Genomic DNA, 18,018 nt, shown 5'->3' with positions numbered 1-18,018 from the left:
TGGCCGTAAGTATAGCCCACCGCGCCGCATCCATGAAGCGTCCCGCCCGGGCGAGTTGCCGCGCCACGGGAAGGTGCCTCCGGAGTTCCCTTGCGGTAGAACTCCGATTCAGGACCATGTGAGCTGGGCCGCGCAGGGTGCGACGGAAAGCACGTGTAGTGGGGCCGATGATAGGCAATTGACCGATGGACGCGAGCATCATTCTCCTAACTCCGACTAGCCGGCCACCGCCTCGGTTGCATTTCTTGAGAGAGGAGCGCGAGCTTGAGTCCGTCCTCAGATATGTCCGGGCGAGCTTATAGCAGCAGCAGGCGCGGGCTCAACCCATCGTGTTGGATTCCCCTTGAAGTTCGGAGGGGAGGATAGATTCTCTTGTGGCCGTGCAGCTTGGCCGGTCCGCTATCCTTTCTAATCTCCTGAACGCGACCGTGCCGGCGGCGCGGGTCTCCGAATCGCGCTAGCGCGCTGCACCAGGCGCTCCGAGTTCTTCTCGGCAATATCAGCACGGCAGGAGCCGGCCTTCAGTCGCATCACCCGCTCTGCGACAAAGGCGAGCACGAAACAGAGAGACCAGGCATCAGCACTCATCCGAGGCAACACTATGAGGGCCATCGGGTTGTTGGTCGTCGGCAATCACCGTAGGCTGAGGTTTTACCCCTGATGATCGCCGATGATGGTCCGCGCGAAGCCACACCGCCAGCCGGGAATGCGATCGCCGCTCCCATTGGGCTGGACCCCGCACTTGGACCATTGCGATACCGAGCCCCTAACGATATCTGATCCGCACTCGACAAAGGAATGCGGATGCCTCGCGGAATCGCAAGCAGGATATTGGCTCGTTTTCGAGCACCCAGACATCGGAATTCAGGTGGATCGAAGACGCCGAGGATTGAGTTTACGTCTTCCGACCGCTACTGGGAGCAACGCTATGATAGCGGCGGAAATTCGGGGGCGGGCTCATATAACCGTCTTGCCCGCTTCAAGGCCGATTTCCTCAACAACTTCGTGAAATTGCACGAGGTCCGATCGGTGTTGGAATTTGGATCTGGCGACGGAGCGCAGGTCGCTCTTGCTGAGTATCCTGCTTACGTAGGCGTCGACGTATCTCATGTTGCCGTTAATATCTGCCGGAGAAAGTTTAGCAATCGTCCTGATTTGCGATTTATGCACATAGATGAAGTTCCAGATGATTTAACTGCTGACCTCGTCCTTTCTCTGGATGTAGTATATCATTTGGTCGAGGACGAGGTTTTCGAAGCGTATATGCACAGGTTGTTCGATGCGTCGACACGATCTGTGATTATCTACTCGAGCAACGTCGAAGAACCGTCCCGCGTGCCTCACGTACGGCACCGCAACTTTACAGCCTGGGTTGAGGAGAAGCGCCCAGAATTCAAGGTCGTGCAGCACGTGAAGAATCGGCACCCCTTCGATCCGGCCGATCCGGTAAACACGAGTTTTGCCGATTTCTACGTCTTCGAACGACAAGCCGCCTGAATGCTCCCGAGATGGCGTGGTTCATCATAATCGTTTGCCAGCGATTAGGTTTGGCAGATGAGGCGCCGATCGGCCCGTTCAGGTAAGCCCGACCTTGGCGACGGACGGACCTGACACAGGCTGCGACTGCAGCCAATCGCAATGGCTGCAGCGATCTCAATGCAGCCATTGCGGCGTTTGGGGTGCGTATTTTGACGAGCATTAGAAGCAGGCTTGCAAAGGGTAGCCTTTGGATTAGTGGCGGCAGGGGGCTCAGCAATCTGCTCACGGTCCTGAGCACATTTGTCTTGGCCCGGCTGCTCGTGCCGGAGGATTTCGGACTAGTTGCGTTGGCCTCGACTAGCTTGGCTATACTTAACTCGCTCACGAACCTTTCGATGGCCTCGGCACTGATACATCACAAGAGCCCCGCTGATGACCATTATCATACGGCTTGGACACTTGGAATAATCAGAGGATTCGTTTTAGCTTGCATATTCTGCGTAGCCGCATGGCCGCTCGCAATTCTCTATTCGGAACCGCGACTCGACGATGTGATGTATGCGCTCTCGGCTAGCGTGATCTTGAACGGCTTCACCAACCCACGGCTGATCAAGATGCAGAAGGAGCTAGTGTTCTGGCAGGTATTTGTATTGAGTGTGGCGAATAACTTTGTTTTCGCCGTCGTCTCCGTTAGTATTGCAGTTTCATATCAAACCTATTGGGCGCTCGTAATCGGCACGATCGCCGGCCAACTTACGAGCACAGTGCTTTCGTACAGCCTGTTTCCCTTTCGTCCGCGGTTCAGCTGGAAACACGGGCGGGAGCTTTGGTCATTTTCTATGTGGCTTACGCTGAGCCAGGTCGTCGACACGCTCAACTATCGGTTCGATCACATGCTCGTTGGCGGAGTCCTCGGGCGCGCCTCTCTGGGCTTCTATACCGTCGGAAGCAGCCTGGCGACTGTCGCGACCCGAGAGGCGGTGAAACCATTGACTCAGACACTTTTTCCAGCCTTTTCTCTACTTTCGGGCGACCCGGGTTCCTTGCGCAATGCCTATCAGCGTGCCCAAGCTCTCGTGACGGCCGTGGCGTTGCCGGCGGGCCTCGGCACAGCCCTGATCGCCGATCCGCTTGTCCGCTTAGCGATGGGGGAAGCGTGGGCTCCGGCCATTATCATCGTGCAGGCGATTGGCGCCATCTATGCCTTCGGGACCCTCGGGTCATTGGCGGCGTCTGTTGCCATGGCGCAAGGCATCACTGCCACCCTGTTCAGGCGGGCATTGCTGCAGTTCGTGCTCCGGGTCCCGCTGATACTTTTGGGAATGTATTATTGGGGATTTGTGGGCCTAATCTACGCACGCACAGCTGTGGGCGCGATAACTATTCTCATAAATATGCAACTGATCTACCGAATGACCGGACTCACTGTCGCGGCTCAATTGCGGGCGAATATCCGGTGTCTTGCTGCAGGCGCAGTTATGATCGGGGCTGTTCTAATTGTGCAATGGGCATTTCCAACCGGAGGGGGCAACGCAGGCCTGGCCTTGCTTATCTTATTCTCGATTGTAGTTGGCACGGTGAGCTATATCGTCACGTCTGGGCTGCTATGGCTGCTTTCGGGTCGGCCCATCGGGCCGGAGTCCGAAGCGCTGGTTCTATCTAAAGCGCTAATCAATCTCGCAACTCATCGGCGTCTAGCCCGCATCCGCGAAGATTAGTTCTCTTTATTGATGCAGAACAGCTGGCGAGCATTCGTACTGGTCGATGTTGGGCATGCCTCCCAAGTCATCCTCCTGACTTAAGGCACCACCAGATTTGCGCCAGTATCTTGCTGTGGCGAAATCGACCGTGCTTGGGAAGCTGTCGGCTAGCTGAACATTGCAGGTAGCGATGGAACGGTTGATCTTCAAACGGCCTAACATACGCCCGATGCGGTTACCCTGCTTGTAGGGCGCACCACGAGTTCGAACTTCACACGGCGATTTAGGCGCGCCGGAATGACGGATTTGATGTTCCTATCAGCAAGGTCGGGACGGACCGAGGTGGCACCATAGCCTTTGTCCGCGAGCAGAGCCTTGGTAGCACGTTCGAGCAGGCCCATCAGCGCATCGTATGCCTTGTAATCAGCGGTTTCACCACTCGTCAGGTGGAAGGCAAGCGGTCGTCGGAGGGCAGCGCGGCCAGGCAGTGAAGCTTACTGGTGAACCCGCCCCGCGCGCGGCCAAGAACTGGTCGATGAGTCCCCCTTTTCCGCCCGCTGCCGAAATATGAGCGCGGACCGCGGTGCTGTCGATGGGGTAGTGGCCGCTGTCCGCTGTAATCGGCCAGCGTCACTGAAATGCCTTCCCCCAACGCAGCCTCGATCCAGCGTCGGGACGGCCGTTAGATCCTATTCCAGTTGCCATGAATGGGGGCGGTACATCGCGCGCGAACGGGCGGACATCGCGCGGAGGAGCCTCGCAGTGAACGTTGGGGTCCGACGCCGACAGCGCGTCGTTGCTAGATCGACCAATTATTGAAATCGACGCGCGACCAACTTCGGAATTGGGCCACGTCTTCGGCGAGCAGGTCCGCAATCCGTTCACGCGCATCATCCTTGAGCATCGGGCGTGCCCGTTCGCGAGAGAGCAGCAGCCGAGCACTTTGCTTCAATTCGCTCCAAGCTTCATTTCGCGATGGCATGATCGGCTCGACCGCCCGAGCGAGCCCCCTCGACAGGCGACCCATGAGTGTCAGCTGCCGCTTGTGTTCGGCCGACGCGCCGCTGACTCCATGAAACTCATCTGATCGGAAGGTGTCGTCAACGCCGAGAAATGCGAAGACCTCGCGAAGCACCTTGACCCGATCGGCAGACAGCTCTTCGCTCGACACAATCATAATCCGGGATTGGTCGTAATAGTCGAGGAACTGCCGAACCTGGAGATAATAGCGGCTCCGATTTAAATAGCGGGAGGACGGGTCGAGCAGCGCTTCTGCAATGGGCCTTTCTTCCCTGCCGCCATGGACGTTGTGGAGATAGTTCGAGACCATCCGGGCGATCGGATCGCGGACGACGTAGATCAGCTTCGCGTCCGGGACGACCGAATGCATCCGCTCCGGAACCCCCTTCAGGTGCGGATAGGCGGTGTAGTTGGGAGAGGCATCGCCCCATATCGCGGCCGGGCGCGCGAAGCTCGACTGGTACCAGGCGAGGCCTCTTTGCCAGTTTCCAGTTTCGACGAAGAAGTCTGTCTCCTTGGGATCCGACATGCATATCTCGGGATGGAGGCTCAGGTATTGGTGAAGGCTGGTCGTCCCCGCCTTCATGGCCCCAATCACGATCAGGTTCGGCAGCACTTCACTTCCTTTCCGGGGGATGTGTGAAGACATTGGCATGATCTCGCGGGTGCTCGCCCGTACGCGTCAGAACGTGCGGTGGACCTTCACCAGCAGCGACGGCGCGCACACGAGCAAGTCCGAAAACGAGAATCGGATCGATGGTATTCGAGCTGGTCGTCGTCCAGCCGCGTCGCGACCAATCTGTGCGGCATTGCGACGGCAACCGGAACGCGCCTGTCCCACTCGTACTGCCCGCCGCCGTGGACACAGCTGTTCGCCCGACCGACCGCGACGGCGAAGACCTTGACGCCGGGCGGGGCCATCGAGACCGTCTCAAAGGTGAGCAATTCCGCGATTCGAGCCGCGTCGAAAGCCGAGCGGTACGGCTAATTAGGAGCCGGAGTCCACTTTGGCGCTGCGAGGCATCGCCCGTCCGGTCGAACCCTAAATCGAGATCCTGCATGAGAAAAGCGAGGGCGCCGACTGCCACCGCTCTGTTGGCGGCAAGTGCGATATGCACGACCCGGTCGTGAGGTCCTTCAGCAAATTCCCTTGGGCTGTCGAGGGGATTGACAATCCACACGCGCACCTTCGAAGAAGGCAAGCTATCGTCCGCCCCTTCCTCAGCGAGGATACCGTCGGGCAACAGATCGATGATGATGCCGATCGCAATGCGGTCGCCGAGCTTGCCGATAGTACGGCACCACTCCGCGCCACCTTTCTTCCGCAGCTCCAACAATTGGCGGCCGACCGCGTTCGCAGCGTCCGTCACAGCAGGTTACGAACGATCCGCTCGGCCGCCTCGTCGGCAGTGAGAGCTGTCGTGTCGATCCGGATTTCGGGCTGCTCGGGCGATTCGTAGGGGCTGTCGATGCCGGTGAAGTTGGGAAGCTCCCCGCGGCGGGCCTTGGCGTAGAGGCCCTTGGCATCGCGTGCCTCGGCCACCGAGAGCGGCGCGTCGACGAAGATCTCGAAGAACTCGCCTTGCGCCATCATGTCGCGGACCATCCGCCGCTCGGCGCGGAACGGCGAGATGAAGGCGCACAGCACGATGAGGCCGGCATCGGCCATCAGCTTCGCGACCTCGCCGATGCGGCGCACATTCTCCACCCGGTCGGCGTCGGTGAAGCCGAGATCCCTGTTGAGCCCGTGCCGGATATTGTCGCCGTCTAGCAGGAAGGTGTGGCGGCCCATCGCGTGCAGCCTCTTTTCCACCAGATTGGCGATAGTCGACTTGCCGGCGCCGGATAGGCCGGTGAACCACACCACCCGCGGCTTCTGGCCCTTGAGGGCGGCATGCGCCTCGCGCGTCACCTCGAGATGCTGCCAGTGGATGTTCTGCGCGCGCCGCAGCGCGAAGCGGATCATGCCGGCGCCAACGGTGGCGTTGGTCAGCCGGTCGATCAGGATGAAGCCGCCCAGATCGCGATTCTCGACGAACGGGGCAAACGGAACCGGCCAGTTCAACGCAAGCTTGATCTCGGCAATTCCGTTGAGCTCGAGCGACTTTGCCGGCATCTCCTCGAGCGTGTTGACGTTGATCTGATGCTTGATGTCGGTGACGGAAGCGGCGACCGACGCGCTGCCGATCTTCAACCAATAGGATCGGCCCGGGAGCATCGGCTCCTCGTCCATCCACACCAGCATGGCCTCGAACTGGTCGGACACTTCCAGCGGACTTTCCGCGGCAGTGATGATGTCGCCGCGCGATACGTCGAGCTCGTCCGCAAGGAGAAGCGTCACGGACTGACCGGCGACGGCCCCGGACCGGTCGCCGTCGAAGGTGACGATCCGGCTGATCGTCGAGGTCCGGCCGGACGGCAGGATCCGCACGGCATCGCCCGGCCGAACCGTCCCGCCCGCGACGAGGCCGCAATAGCCGCGAAATTCGTGATTGGGCCGGTTGACGAGCTGGACAGGCATGCGGAACGGCGCGTGCTGAAGGGCCTGGTCGTCGAGCGGCGCATCTTCCAGGTGACGCAGCAGCGCCGGGCCCTCGTACCAGGCCATGGTCGGCGAGCGCGCCGTGATATTGTCGCCCTTCAGGCCGGAAATCGGAATGGCGGCGAACCGGCCGATGCCGAGCTGATCGGCGAAGGCGCGATAATCGGCGACGATCTCGTCGAAGCGGGCTTGGTTATAGCCAACCAGGTCCATCTTGTTCACCGCAAGCACGACCTCCCTGATACCCAACAGGTGGACGAGGTAGGAGTGGCGGCGCGTCTGGGTGAGGATGCCCTTTCGCGCATCTACCAGGATGATTGCAAGGTCGGCCATGGAGGCGCCGGTCACCATGTTGCGCGTATATTGCTCGTGACCCGGCGTGTCCGCGACGATGAACTTGCGCCGGTCGGTCGCGAAGAAGCGGTAGGCGACGTCGATGGTGATGCCCTGCTCGCGCTCAGCGGCGAGCCCGTCGACCAGGAGCGCGAAGTCGATCTCCTGGCCCTGGGTGCCGTGGCGGCGCGAATCGGCCTCGAGCGCCGCAAGCTGGTCCTCGAAGATCATCTTCGAGTCGTAGAGCAGCCGTCCGATCAGGGTCGACTTGCCGTCGTCGACGCTGCCGCAGGTGATCAGACGCAGAAGATCCTTCTTCTGATGCTGGTCGAGGTAGCGGCCGATATCCTGCTCGATCAGGTCGGAGGAGCCGTAGACCTGAAGGGTCATCAGAAATACCCCTCCTGCTTCTTCCTCTCCATGCTCGCCGACTGATCATGATCGATCGCCCGCCCCTGCCGCTCCGATGTGGTAGCGAGGAGCATCTCGCGAATGATGTCCGGCAGGGTTGCCGCCTCGCTCTCGACCGCGCCGGTGAGCGGATAGCAACCGAGCGTCCGGAACCGGATGGAACGCTCGACCGGCTGTTCGCCCGGACGTAGCGGAAAGCGTTCGTCGTCGACCATCAGGATAAGTCCGTCCCGCTCGACCGTTGGTCGGGGCGCCGAGAAATAGAGCGGCACGATGGGAATGTCCTCGCGGTGGATATATTGCCACACGTCGAGCTCCGTCCAGTTGGACAAAGGAAAGACCCGGATCGTCTCGCCCGGACTCTTGCGGGCGTTGTAGAGCCGCCAGAGCTCCGGGCGCTGGCTCTTGGGATCCCAGCGGTGGTTCGCCGAACGGAAGCTGAAGATCCGCTCCTTGGCCCGACTCTTCTCCTCGTCGCGGCGGGCGCCCCCGAACGCCGCGTCGAACTGGTGAAGGTCGAGCGCTTGCTTCAGCCCCTCGGTCTTCCACAGGTCGGTGTGCCGCGATCCATGGTCGAACGGATTAATTCCGAGCCGCTCCGCTTCGGGATTGCGGTAGACGATCAGTTCCATCCCCGACTCGGCCGCCATCCGGTCGCGCATCTCGTACATCGCTCGGAACTTCCAGGTCGTGTCGACATGGAGCAGTGGGAAGGGCGGCGGCGCGGGATAGAAGGCCTTGCGGGCCAGGTGCAGCATGACCGAGCTGTCCTTGCCGATGGAATAGAGCATGACCGGCCGCTCAGTTTCCGCGACTACCTCGCGGATGATGTGAATGCTCTCCGCCTCGAGTCGCTCGAGATGGGTGAGGCGCAGCGGTTTCTGCGCGTAGGCTCCGCCGTGCAAGTCGGTGTTGCGCATGCCCGGAATCCCGCCTGCCTCGATTATCACCTGGACCGCGAGCCTTCCGGACTCGGATAGTTCCCCCGATCAGTCACCAGCCAAGGAGAATAGCGCCCGAGCAGCAGCAGGATCGTCGGAATTGCCATCGTGTTCCAGATATCCTTCAACCCGCCGATCACCTGCCACTCTTCGATCGGCCCGCCCGGCTCGCGCAGGTCGCTCCATTCGTTGAGGACGAGCACGGCAAGAACGGCGAGCCAAGGAATAATACTTGCAAGCGTCCGCCGAAGCAGGCCTGCGGCCGCTATGTGCAGCAGCACGGCCGCATAAACGTGCAGCGCATCTTGGTCCAGATCCGTGATCTTGGACAGATATTCCTTGAACTCGTACCAATGCATAGGGCCCCGATAAACGTCGCCATGCGCCCGGGCAATGGCGCGATTCTCATTTCAGATTGCTAACTTATCGGCACGCGGTGGGATGCGGTCGCCACGCGACCGGATCGAGCGATTCCGCAACGACCCCATCCGATGCTAGAGCCGCTTGGTGCCAAGTCTTCGCCCCTTCCCCATCTCCCGCCGCGGGTTCGTCGCCCAAATAGCAGCTATTGCAGTAACTTCGGCAAGGATTCGCGCGGCCGCAACGGCGGCGGCCGTCGTCTCATTGCGAAATGACGGTCGGCAGCTGCTTGTCGAGGACGGCAGCCCGAAGGGACGAATTTATCTGATGGTGGGACCTGAACCGGACGAAGCGTCGGCGGCTTCGGAGCTTAACTACCATCTTTCCGCGATGACCGGCGCGCAACTCGAGGTGATCGAAACCGGCGCACCGGAAGAGGTGGTCGCGCCAGCGATCGTGTTAGGACGGCTCGCCAATGAGCTCGGAGCGCGACCTGTCCGGGCCACGCCAACGCGCGAGGGCTTCCGGATCGTTAGCCGCGAAAGCGTCCTGTTGATCGGCGGCGAAAGCAGCCTCGGCGCCGCGTTCGGCGCATACCGAGTACTGGAGGAACTCGGCTGCGAGTGGGTGATGCCGGGCCGGATCGGCGAGATCATACCGAAAAGGGCGAGCGTGCCGATCCCGCAGCTCAACATCGAGGAAGCACCCGCCTTTCGGTTCCGTAACCTTTGGTACGGCGGAGGGCGACGGATCGTTACGCGGCGGGACAGAAAACGGCTGGACCAGTGGCTCCGTCGGCAGCGGGGCGGGAACAAGATGACACCTGCGCGCGAGACCGCCGGCCACTTTTGGGGCAAGTTCATCAGGAGGCATCGGGCGGCTTTTGATGCGGATCCGACAATGTACGCCCTTCGGTCCGACCGCCAGGGCCGGCTCGAGCGGCGTGGCCCGCAGCTCGAGACCACCCATCCCCGCGTGATCGAGCTGATGGTGGAGGATATCAAGGCTGAGTTCCGGCGCCAAGGCTGGGCGAACGACCATGCGGTCGGCTTCCCGATCGGACCTTCGGACGGGCTCGGCTTCTCCCGATCGCCGGAGAGCGTCGCCGCCAATAGCGGGCGCGTCGACCCCGTCTCTGGTGAGCCCGACGTCACCGACCTGGTCGTCCTGCTCGGCAACACCATTCTCGAACGGCTGGGCGAGGAATATCCGAACGTCCATGTCGGCTTCTATTCCTACTCGGTTCATGGGACCTTTCCCGAGCGCTACACGCCGCACCCGCGGCTGGTGCCGACCTTCGCGCCGATCGGCTATTCGCGATTCCACTCGCTGCTCGACGGCAGGTCCGAAACGCAGCGCACCTACAAGGCTTCGCTCGACCGCTGGGGGGAGCTGGCGCGGCGCCAGGGGAACAAGATGGTCTTCCGCGGCTACAGCTGGAATCTGGCCGACAACCTGCTGCCCTACTGCAAGGCGCGGATCTGGGGAGAGGAGCTTCCCTATTATGCCGAGCTGGGGATCGAGGGACTGAACGTCGAGGCGACGAAGGCCTGGAGCGTCTACGCCCTGAGCGATTGGATCTATGCGAAGCTCGCCTGGAATCCCCGCCAGGATTGGCGGGCGCTGGTCACCCGTTATTGCCGAATGGCCTATGGCGCGGGGGCCGACCGGATGGAGGCCTATTGGCGGCGTCTGATCGATCGCCAGCATGCCGCCAACCAGGAAGCCGGATCCTACCACAGCTTTCCCCTGATCTACGATCGGGCCTTCGTCGATGCTGCGCAAGCCGACCTCGCCGCCGCGGAACGTGCGGCGGAGCTGGACGAGGAGAAGATCCGGATCGGCTATGTCCGCATCGGGCTACGCGCACTCGACCTCTATCTCGCTTACTTCGAAGCCACGCAGCGCTTCGATTTCGAGGTGGCGCTCGGTCATTATCGGGCGCTGCATGCTCATTGGCGCGAGGCCTATGCGCTCAATCCCGACCTGGTCGCCAAGGAAGCGCCGCAGCATCTGGAGCGATTCATCGGCCCCTTCGCCGAACAGGCGCCCGCCTTCGCTTCCGGCGAGCGGCGGCTGCTCGCGCGTATCCCCGATGCCCTCGCGACCGTCCGCGATCCCGAGCGGCGGGGCGAGGCGCGCGGCTTCCCTCGCGGGCTGCCCGAAGGCGAAGGCGCCGCGACGCGGACCTATTCGGCCACCTGGGCGGCCCAGGGGCTGCAGCCGGTCGCATCGGTCTGGTACGAGCATTCGTTCCGCCTGGACGATGTCGCTCCGGGCGAACCGATCGGCCTCTTTCTGGGCGGGTTCGACGATGCGGCCCGGGTCTGGCTCAACGGCATCCCGGTCGGCGCGAGCGGCCGGCAATTTTCGCGCCCCGCGCGCTTCGATCTCAGCGAAACGATCGACCGCGAGGGCGAGAATCGCCTGGTCGTCGAAATCTCGCGCGAGGATTCGGTCAACGAGATCGGCATAGGCGGCCTGATCCGTCCGAGCTTCCTGTTCTCCGGGCCGGTCGAGATCGAAGCCGGATGAGGACCTTTCAGCCCACGCGTCCTGGCGGCACAAGATGTCCGTTCAGCACAAGATCGCCACGCACGACCGCGCCGGTCAGCACGGCATTGCCGTCGATCCGGTTGCGGCCCACGAAGGTGCCGCGCGGATAGCTTTGTTCGGAAGCGCGCTGCGACATCGTGCAGTCCTCGAAAATGACGGCATTGGTCGTCCAGGGCAGGACCGCCCGATGGGTGAGGCGAAAATCGCAGTCGGAAAAGCGCACGTTCGGATTGTCGGGAAGGTCCGTGATCGGGCGGTCGGGATTCTCGCCGCCATAGACCTTACCGGTCGGGCTGAGCCGCGGATCGTCGCGGAAGGTGCAGGCCAGGAATCGCGTCGCCCGCTGCGGACGCTCCCGATCGCCGAAGCAGCGCACGACCGGACCGACGAAATTGCTGCCTTGGAAGACGATGCCGGGCTTGTTCGGCCAGACCGACCAATTGGTCGTGCCGACGAACGTGCAGGCGACGAAACGGGCGCCTTCGCTCGGTCCGCTGTCGGCCACCATCCCCTGCCCCACATTGTCGGCAAAGACGCAGTCCCGGAAGAGCAGGCCGCCGACGCGCTTGCCGGCCTCGGCCTCGATGTCGACGCCAGCGCCGGGAGCGCTCGAGATGCCGGCACGACCGGTGTGGGAAAAATGGCAGCGCCGGAATTCATAGCCGCCGCCCCCAGTGACGCTGCACCCCTGACGGCCATTATGCTCGGAACGCACGTCCTCGATCAGCCGCACGGGCCCCTCCGACCCGTCCCAGTCGGGGCCGTCGATCAGCAGCCCATCGAGGGCATGATGGTGGGTGTGGATCCGCCGGAGGACTTCCCCGCCCCGATTGTCGTACAGGCCGATACCGGTGGCGGGGATCTGGTGGCCGGTATCGCCATGGCCGCCGCCGACCTCGAGCGCGGCGAGATTCCCGTCCAGCTCGAGATCGCTGATCTCGATCGGCGCCGTACAGCCTTCTACCTTGATCATCCAGCGATAGGGCGCGGCGAGCTGGTCCCAGCCGCGATGCGGCATGGGGTGGAAGAGCGGTTCGCCGGTGCGACGGTCGAACGTTCCGTAGCGCAACCCCGCGGCGCACCGAATCACGGCGCCATTGCCCCGGATCGTCAGCGGACGGGTGCAGCCGGAAAATTCGAGCAAGGGCGCCGGCTCGAAGGCGTAGCGCGTCCGACGCTCGTAGCCTCCCTGCCGCCCCACCCGATATGTGGCCCGGCGAAGCACAACTTCGCCGCCGCCTCGCGCATTCACATGCGCCGCCAAAGCGGCAAAGGCCTCGCTGTCGTCGGCGATCCCGTCGCCGCGCGCGCCGAACTGCTCCGGGGTCACCGCGCCGGCCGAAGGCGGCGGCGTGGCGACCGAGCCGGGGGCTAGCGGATCGGGGGGCTCTGTCACCTGGTGCCCGGCCTCGGCGCAGCCGGCGGGAAGGAGCAGCCCGGCCACGCCGGCAGAAGCGCCGGCGAGCCATTCGCGTCGGTTCAGGGTCATGCGCAGGAGAATAGGGATCGTCCGCCGGCTGTCACCCCCGGCTGCGGCCGATCAATTCGCCGCCCATGCCTGGAACATGAGGACGAACCACAGCGAAGCGGTCCAGTCGTCGCGGCGGGCGAGATGTGCCTGCCAGCGGGCCAGCACCGGCGCCGGGTCGAACCAGCCGCCTTCGCGCAGCCTTTTCTCGTCGAGCAGTTCCTCCGCCCAGGAGCGCAATGGCCCCCTCAGCCATTCGCCGACCGGCACGGCGAAGCCGGTCTTGGGACGTTCGATCAGCGAGGGGGGTACATGGCGAAAAAGCAGCTTGCGAAGCGGCTGCTTGCCCACCCCTCCGCCGATCTTCATCCCGAGCGGAACCTGCGCGGCGACCGCAGCTACACGGTGATCTAGCAAGGGCAGGCGCGTCTCGAGGCTCACCGCCATCGCCGCACGGTCGAGCTTGGCCAATATGTCGCCCGGAAGGTAGGTGACGGCGTCGCGATACATCATCCGCACCGTATCCGGCGCGCGACCGAGATCAACTGGGCCGAAGGCATTTTCGAGACCGCTGCCGCGGACCGGCGATTCCTCGCCATGCCATTCGTCGACGAAACTTTCATGCAGTTCGTCGATTCCTCGCGCTCGGCCCATCGCGCGCAAGGTCTTGCGTATCTTGGCGCCGAAATGGGGTTGGCGGCTTCGCCGGCCGGCCAGGTCTGCGGCCATGTTCCACGCACCGGCCGGAACGCTGCCGAGCGATGCGCCGGCGGCAGCCCGGACCGACGCCGGCAGCCGGTTCAGGCGCTGCCAGAGGCGCGGCGCCGCCAGATAGCGGTTGTAGCCGCCGAAGAGCTCGTCGCCGCCGTCGCCGGAAAGCGCCACCTTCACGCTCTCTCGGGCGTGGCGGCAGATCAGATATGTGGGGATCTGGGACGAGTCGGCGAACGGCTCGTCATAGATTCCGGGCAGCATCGGAATGACCTCCCGCGCCTCGGCGGCCGTCACATAGGCCTCGTGATGCTCGGTCCCGAGATGGGCCGCGACGGCACGGGCGTAAGGCGCTTCGTCGAAGGCGGCACCCTCGAATCCGATCGTGAAGGTGCGGACCGGCGAATGCTCGCGATAGAGAGCCACCACGGTCGAGGAATCCACCCCGCCCGACAGAAAGGCGCCGACGGGCACGTCAGCCATCGCCTGACCCCGGATCGAATCGTGCAGCGCCGCCTCGAGCCGCTCGAGCGCCTCCACCTCGTCATCGATCGGCTCGCGAACACCCTGCGCGACGATGTCGCGATAGCTCCACCAGCGCCGAAGCATGGAGTCGCCCGCCGCGGGCGGAGCGTCCATCGGCGCCCGGAGCGCTTCGGAAGTCGCGGAAAGGAGGCAGCCTGGCTCGAGCTTGTAGATATGCTCGTAGATGGAATGCGGCGCGGGAATGTAGCCGAGTCGCGCGAACTGCCCGACCGCCCGGCGGCTGACCGCATTGTTGAAGCCGGGGAGCCAGGTCAGCGCCTTGAGTTCGGACGCGAAGGCGAAGCGGCCGCCGACCCAGCCATAATATAAGGGCTTCTCCCCGAAGCGGTCGCGGACGAGGAACAGCCGGCGCTCGCGCCGGTCCCACAGCGCAAGGGCGAACATGCCGGCGCAGCGCGCGAGCGTCGCCTCGAGCCCCCAGCGGGCGATCCCCTCCAGCAGGCTCTCGGTATCGGATTGGCCGCGAAACGCGCCGGTATGTCCGCCTCGCACGAGCTCGGCACGCAGCTCGGAATGATTGTAGATCTCGCCGTTGAACGTGAGGACCCACCGGCCGTCGAGCGACTCCATCGGCTGGTGGCCTGCCGGCGACAGATCGACGATGGCAAGCCGGCGGTGCGCGAAGCCGATACCCAATTCCGGGTCGGACCAGATGCCTCGGTCGTCGGGGCCGCGATGCGCGAGCCGCCCAGCCATCAGCCGCAGCAGGCTGTCGTCGGCCGCATCAGGCGAGACGAGGCCGGCGATCCCGCACATCGCTCAGCCGGCCTTTCGCATGGCGAGGACGCGCATGTCGGTGCAGCGCGTTCGATATTCCTCATAGACTTCAGGCCGGTAGCGGCCGCGGAAGACCAGGTAATCCTCGGCAAACAGGGTATCGAAGCCTTCGCCGCGGAGCACGCCTTCGATCTCGTCCCATTCGATATGGTCGTCGGGCCACACGTGAATGTCGCCTTCATTGGAATAATGCGGATCGACGAACATGCGCCGGAACTTGCCGTAATAATTGTGCGGCACCAGGAATTTGCGCCAGTCGAAGCGGGAGGCCCGGCGCAGGAAATCACGATAGGCGGGATCCGCGCCCCAGTAAGACGGGCTATGCTCGTGGTCGATATAGACGATCCCGCCCGGGCGGACGATGCGGCCCATCTCCGTCGCAGCGCCGAGATAGTCCGGAACATGGTGCATCACGGAATAAGTGGCTGCGAAATCAAAGGCGCTGTCTGCGAGGGATGCGAGGCTCCTGCCGTCCATCAGATGCGTCTCGACGGGCTGTCCGGCATGGCGGCGCTCGATCAGCGCGAGAAAGGCGGGCGAGATGTCGGCGGCGACGACCTCGAAGCCGAGCGCGAGCAGGTGGCGTGTCAGATTGCCCGAGCCGCAGCCGAAGTCGAGCGCGCGCGGCCGCTCCGCGCCGGTGCGCAGCGCCTCCTTGGCTCGGGCGAGGGCGCGGCGCAACCGGTCCTGCTCGACAGGATTGAATATCTCATCGTGCATCTTCTCATAATCGGCGGCCACGCGGTCGTGGATCCTGACATTGCGCTCGATCTGCCGCTGATCGTCGGAATATGGCATCCCTGCTCCGTTCATCCGCCTCGCCCTCGACGGTCGCCCGCGGCGATCCGGCTCAGCAGCGCTTCCCATAGATCGGCGATCTTCTCCGGGGCAAAGGGTTCGAGCGAAGCGGGGCCGCGGGCACCGAGCTCTTGCCGGAGCCGGGGCGAGGCCATCAACCGCGACAATGCCTCTGCGAGGGCCGTCGTCCGGTCCTGCCCCGCCGCCAGCAAGCCGTTGACGCCGCCGCGAACCAACTCGTTCGTGCCGGGACAATCGGCGAAGCCCACGACCGGCAAGCCGTGGCCGAGCGCCTCGGCCGTGGTGAGGCCGAAACTTTCGTAAGCCGAGGGCATGGCGAAGAGCTGCGCCGCCGCATATTCCCGGCCAATGTCGGCGACGGCGCCCGGCAGCTCCACTTTCGCCTCCAGGCCCAGCCGAAGGACCTGAGCCTCCAGCGCGGGGCGCAGGGCGCCTTCGCCGACGATCCGAAGCCGCCAGTCGGGAAAGTCGCCGGCGATGCGCGCGAAAGCCTCGACGAGGATGGCATGATCCTTCTGAGGCTCCAGGCGACCCACCGCGAGCAGAATCCTGGGGCCGCGCTCAGAGCCCGCGACGTCCGCGCGCGCACCAGGGAGAGCCACGGGGTTCGGCACAACCGTCATCGATCGGCGCAGAGCGGCGGGAAAACCGGCCTGGACGGCTTCCGACAGGACCGTGATGGTTTGCGCCAGCCAAGGCGCGAGACGTAGCAACCCCGCCTGGAGCGGACGCCCGCGGTAATGATCGTAGGAAATGTGCTCGCTCGCGACGAGCGGGAGCCCCGTGCCCAGCAGCGAAATCCCAAGCGGAATATACGTGCTGTGCATGAATCCGATGGCGACGTCCGGCCGCGCGCGGAGGGCTGCGCGACGCATCGCGCCGATCCTCCGCAGCGCCTCGGCTTTTCCCGTTCGCCGCGCAACGTCTCCAATGCCGAGCGCTATCCGCTCTATGGCCGGGTCGAGCGGATAGAAGGGTGGGTAGCCAAGCCGATCGAAGGTGAGCATCATCACGGCGTTGCCGCGCCGCGCCAGCATGCCGGCGACTTCCGACGCCACCCGCTCCGCACCGCCGCCCGCCAGAGCCAGGGACTTGATGGCGAACAGCAGCCTCATCGCCTGAACCGGGCGAGCAGCCGATCGTAGAGCGCATGCTCGCGCGCGTAGATGCGATCCTTGTCGGCGAACTCCAGCGACCGCTCGCGCGCCGCCGCGGACATGCGGGCCCGCAAGGCTGGGTCGGCGATGATCTCCAGCACGCGGCGCGCCATGGCGTCGTAATCGAGGAAGGGGACGACGAAGCCGTTGACGCCGTCCTCGACAAACTCGGCCTGCCAATCGCGGTCGAACGCGACCATCGGCGAGCCGCCGAGACCGCATTCGATCAGCGCCATGCCGGTAAGCGGCGACAAGGTGATGCAATGGGGGGTCAATCGGGCCAGCATGGCCTGCTCGATATGGCCGAGGAAATGGATCTGTCCCTCGGCGCCGAGGGAGCGCGCCAGCGATTCCAACTCGGCCTGCATCGGGCCGCTCCCGGCGACGAGACCGACCGCATCCGGCCGCTCGGCGATCACGCCGGCCATGGCGCGCACCGCTTCGTCCGGATGCTTGAGGGCGAGCAATCGCCCGACGAACAGCATCTTAGGGGCGCCCGGCGGCACGCCGAGCGCCTGGAGCAGCGCCGCCGGTGACTCCCGCTCCGCCGGCGGCGCGAGATGCGCCGCCTCGATATTCTTGCCGACCGGAATGATCGCCGTTTCGCCGCGGGCGCCATTGGCCTTCGCGAAGCCCATATTGTTGCGGTTGCCCGCGATCACCAGGTCGGCACGCGACAAGACGAGGCGGGCCATCCATTGTTCGAGGAAGCGGAACGGGAGCAGGCGCGGCATGGCGAGTGCCCCGGTCGCGGCATAGAGATCGTCCTGGTTCGCGAAGACGGCGACGATCTCGGGACGCCCGGTCAGACGCTTGAGGACGAGCCCGAGCAGCCCCGAATAATAAGCGTCGGTGGCGAAGATCAGGTCGATGTCCTCGGCCTCGATCAGGCGCTCGAGCCGCCGGACCAGTCTCCACTGCGAGACGATGAAGTTCAGCGGGAGAAGGAGGCGCGGCAGCGGCAGCATCTCCGCCGCGCCTTCGATGATCGTCTGACGGTCCGTGAACGGGATCGTCTCGATTTGCCGGCTCCGCTTGCCGGCGGCATCGGCGAGCGGATGCACGCCCCAGACATGATCGAAATAGCCGCCGCTGTGGCGCATCTCGAAGAATTGGTGGTGCCCCTTCCGGCGCACGATCTCCATCGTGTAGGCCATGTCGATATAGAGCAGCCGGCGGGGCTTCGCGGTCATGATCG

The 18,018-nt window shown here is 63.9% G+C and carries 13 protein-coding genes; 3 read left to right on the top strand and 10 right to left on the bottom strand.

The genetic code is table 11. The features are described 5' to 3' along the window. Positions 1 to 804: 804 nt before the first annotated feature. The gene (locus tag EKM57_RS16605; RefSeq protein WP_165357504.1) at positions 805 to 1,497 is read left to right on the top strand and encodes a bifunctional 2-polyprenyl-6-hydroxyphenol methylase/3-demethylubiquinol 3-O-methyltransferase UbiG; all 693 of its coding nucleotides are present in this window, start codon (positions 805 to 807) and stop codon (positions 1,495 to 1,497) included. A 182-nt stretch (positions 1,498 to 1,679) separates the two neighbouring features. Further along, entirely contained in the window at positions 1,680 to 3,197 is a 1,518-nt protein-coding gene (locus EKM57_RS16600; RefSeq protein ID WP_243451094.1) for a lipopolysaccharide biosynthesis protein, read from the top strand. Between the two features lie 197 nt (positions 3,198 to 3,394). Here the strand turns inward: EKM57_RS16600 and EKM57_RS22800 are convergent, their stop codons facing one another. From EKM57_RS22800 to EKM57_RS16570, 5 genes are all read right to left on the bottom strand, one after another. Further along, complete coding sequence (locus EKM57_RS22800) at positions 3,395 to 3,667, bottom strand: transposase (protein ID WP_129793708.1); 273 nt, start codon at positions 3,665 to 3,667, stop codon at positions 3,395 to 3,397. Between the two features lie 311 nt (positions 3,668 to 3,978). Then, positions 3,979 to 4,815: a sulfotransferase gene (locus EKM57_RS16590; protein WP_165357502.1), complete on the bottom strand. Its 837-nt coding sequence runs from the start codon at positions 4,813 to 4,815 to the stop codon at positions 3,979 to 3,981. Between the two features lie 750 nt (positions 4,816 to 5,565). After that, positions 5,566 to 7,464 (bottom strand): sulfate adenylyltransferase subunit CysN, encoded by a 1,899-nt coding sequence (cysN, locus tag EKM57_RS16580; RefSeq protein ID WP_129793631.1) that lies wholly within the window; start codon positions 7,462 to 7,464, stop codon positions 5,566 to 5,568. Next, positions 7,464 to 8,405, bottom strand: a complete 942-nt coding sequence (gene cysD / locus EKM57_RS16575) for a sulfate adenylyltransferase subunit CysD (protein ID WP_129793630.1) — start codon at positions 8,403 to 8,405, stop codon at positions 7,464 to 7,466. The genes cysN and cysD overlap by 1 nt, the downstream gene beginning before the upstream one ends. A gap of 26 nt (positions 8,406 to 8,431) precedes the next feature. Beyond that, the gene (locus EKM57_RS16570) at positions 8,432 to 8,785 is read right to left on the bottom strand and encodes a hypothetical protein (RefSeq protein ID WP_129793629.1); all 354 of its coding nucleotides are present in this window, start codon (positions 8,783 to 8,785) and stop codon (positions 8,432 to 8,434) included. A 328-nt stretch (positions 8,786 to 9,113) separates the two neighbouring features. On the opposite strand from EKM57_RS16570, the gene EKM57_RS16565 reads away from it, so the two are divergent. Beyond that, positions 9,114 to 11,321 carry a DUF4838 domain-containing protein gene (locus EKM57_RS16565; RefSeq protein ID WP_129793628.1) on the top strand — a complete coding sequence of 736 codons (2,208 nt, stop codon included), beginning with the start codon at positions 9,114 to 9,116 and terminating at the stop codon, positions 11,319 to 11,321. A 7-nt stretch (positions 11,322 to 11,328) separates the two neighbouring features. Here the strand turns inward: EKM57_RS16565 and EKM57_RS16560 are convergent, their stop codons facing one another. The 5 genes from EKM57_RS16560 to EKM57_RS16540 are packed head-to-tail and all read right to left on the bottom strand — an operon-like array spanning position 11,329 to position 18,013. After that, positions 11,329 to 12,831 carry a right-handed parallel beta-helix repeat-containing protein gene (locus EKM57_RS16560; protein ID WP_129793627.1) on the bottom strand — a complete coding sequence of 501 codons (1,503 nt, stop codon included), beginning with the start codon at positions 12,829 to 12,831 and terminating at the stop codon, positions 11,329 to 11,331. Positions 12,832 to 12,882: 51 nt separating this feature from the next. Beyond that, positions 12,883 to 14,823, bottom strand: a complete 1,941-nt coding sequence (asnB, locus tag EKM57_RS16555; RefSeq protein WP_129793626.1) for an asparagine synthase (glutamine-hydrolyzing) — start codon at positions 14,821 to 14,823, stop codon at positions 12,883 to 12,885. Positions 14,824 to 14,826: 3 nt separating this feature from the next. After that, the gene (locus EKM57_RS16550) at positions 14,827 to 15,642 is read right to left on the bottom strand and encodes a class I SAM-dependent methyltransferase (protein ID WP_165357501.1); all 816 of its coding nucleotides are present in this window, start codon (positions 15,640 to 15,642) and stop codon (positions 14,827 to 14,829) included. An 11-nt stretch (positions 15,643 to 15,653) separates the two neighbouring features. After that, positions 15,654 to 16,778, bottom strand: a complete 1,125-nt coding sequence (locus EKM57_RS16545) for a glycosyltransferase family 4 protein (protein WP_129793624.1) — start codon at positions 16,776 to 16,778, stop codon at positions 15,654 to 15,656. Next, positions 16,775 to 18,013 carry a glycosyltransferase family 4 protein gene (locus EKM57_RS16540; protein WP_129793623.1) on the bottom strand — a complete coding sequence of 413 codons (1,239 nt, stop codon included), beginning with the start codon at positions 18,011 to 18,013 and terminating at the stop codon, positions 16,775 to 16,777. The genes EKM57_RS16545 and EKM57_RS16540 overlap by 4 nt, the downstream gene beginning before the upstream one ends. Positions 18,014 to 18,018 lie beyond the last annotated feature (5 nt).

This window comes from Sphingosinicella sp. CPCC 101087 (assembly GCF_004151485.1).
Classification (GTDB): domain Bacteria; phylum Pseudomonadota; class Alphaproteobacteria; order Sphingomonadales; family Sphingomonadaceae; genus Allosphingosinicella.
The sequence above is the reverse complement of the archived record's forward strand: the minus strand, read 5'-3'. Positions and strand labels throughout refer to the sequence as shown.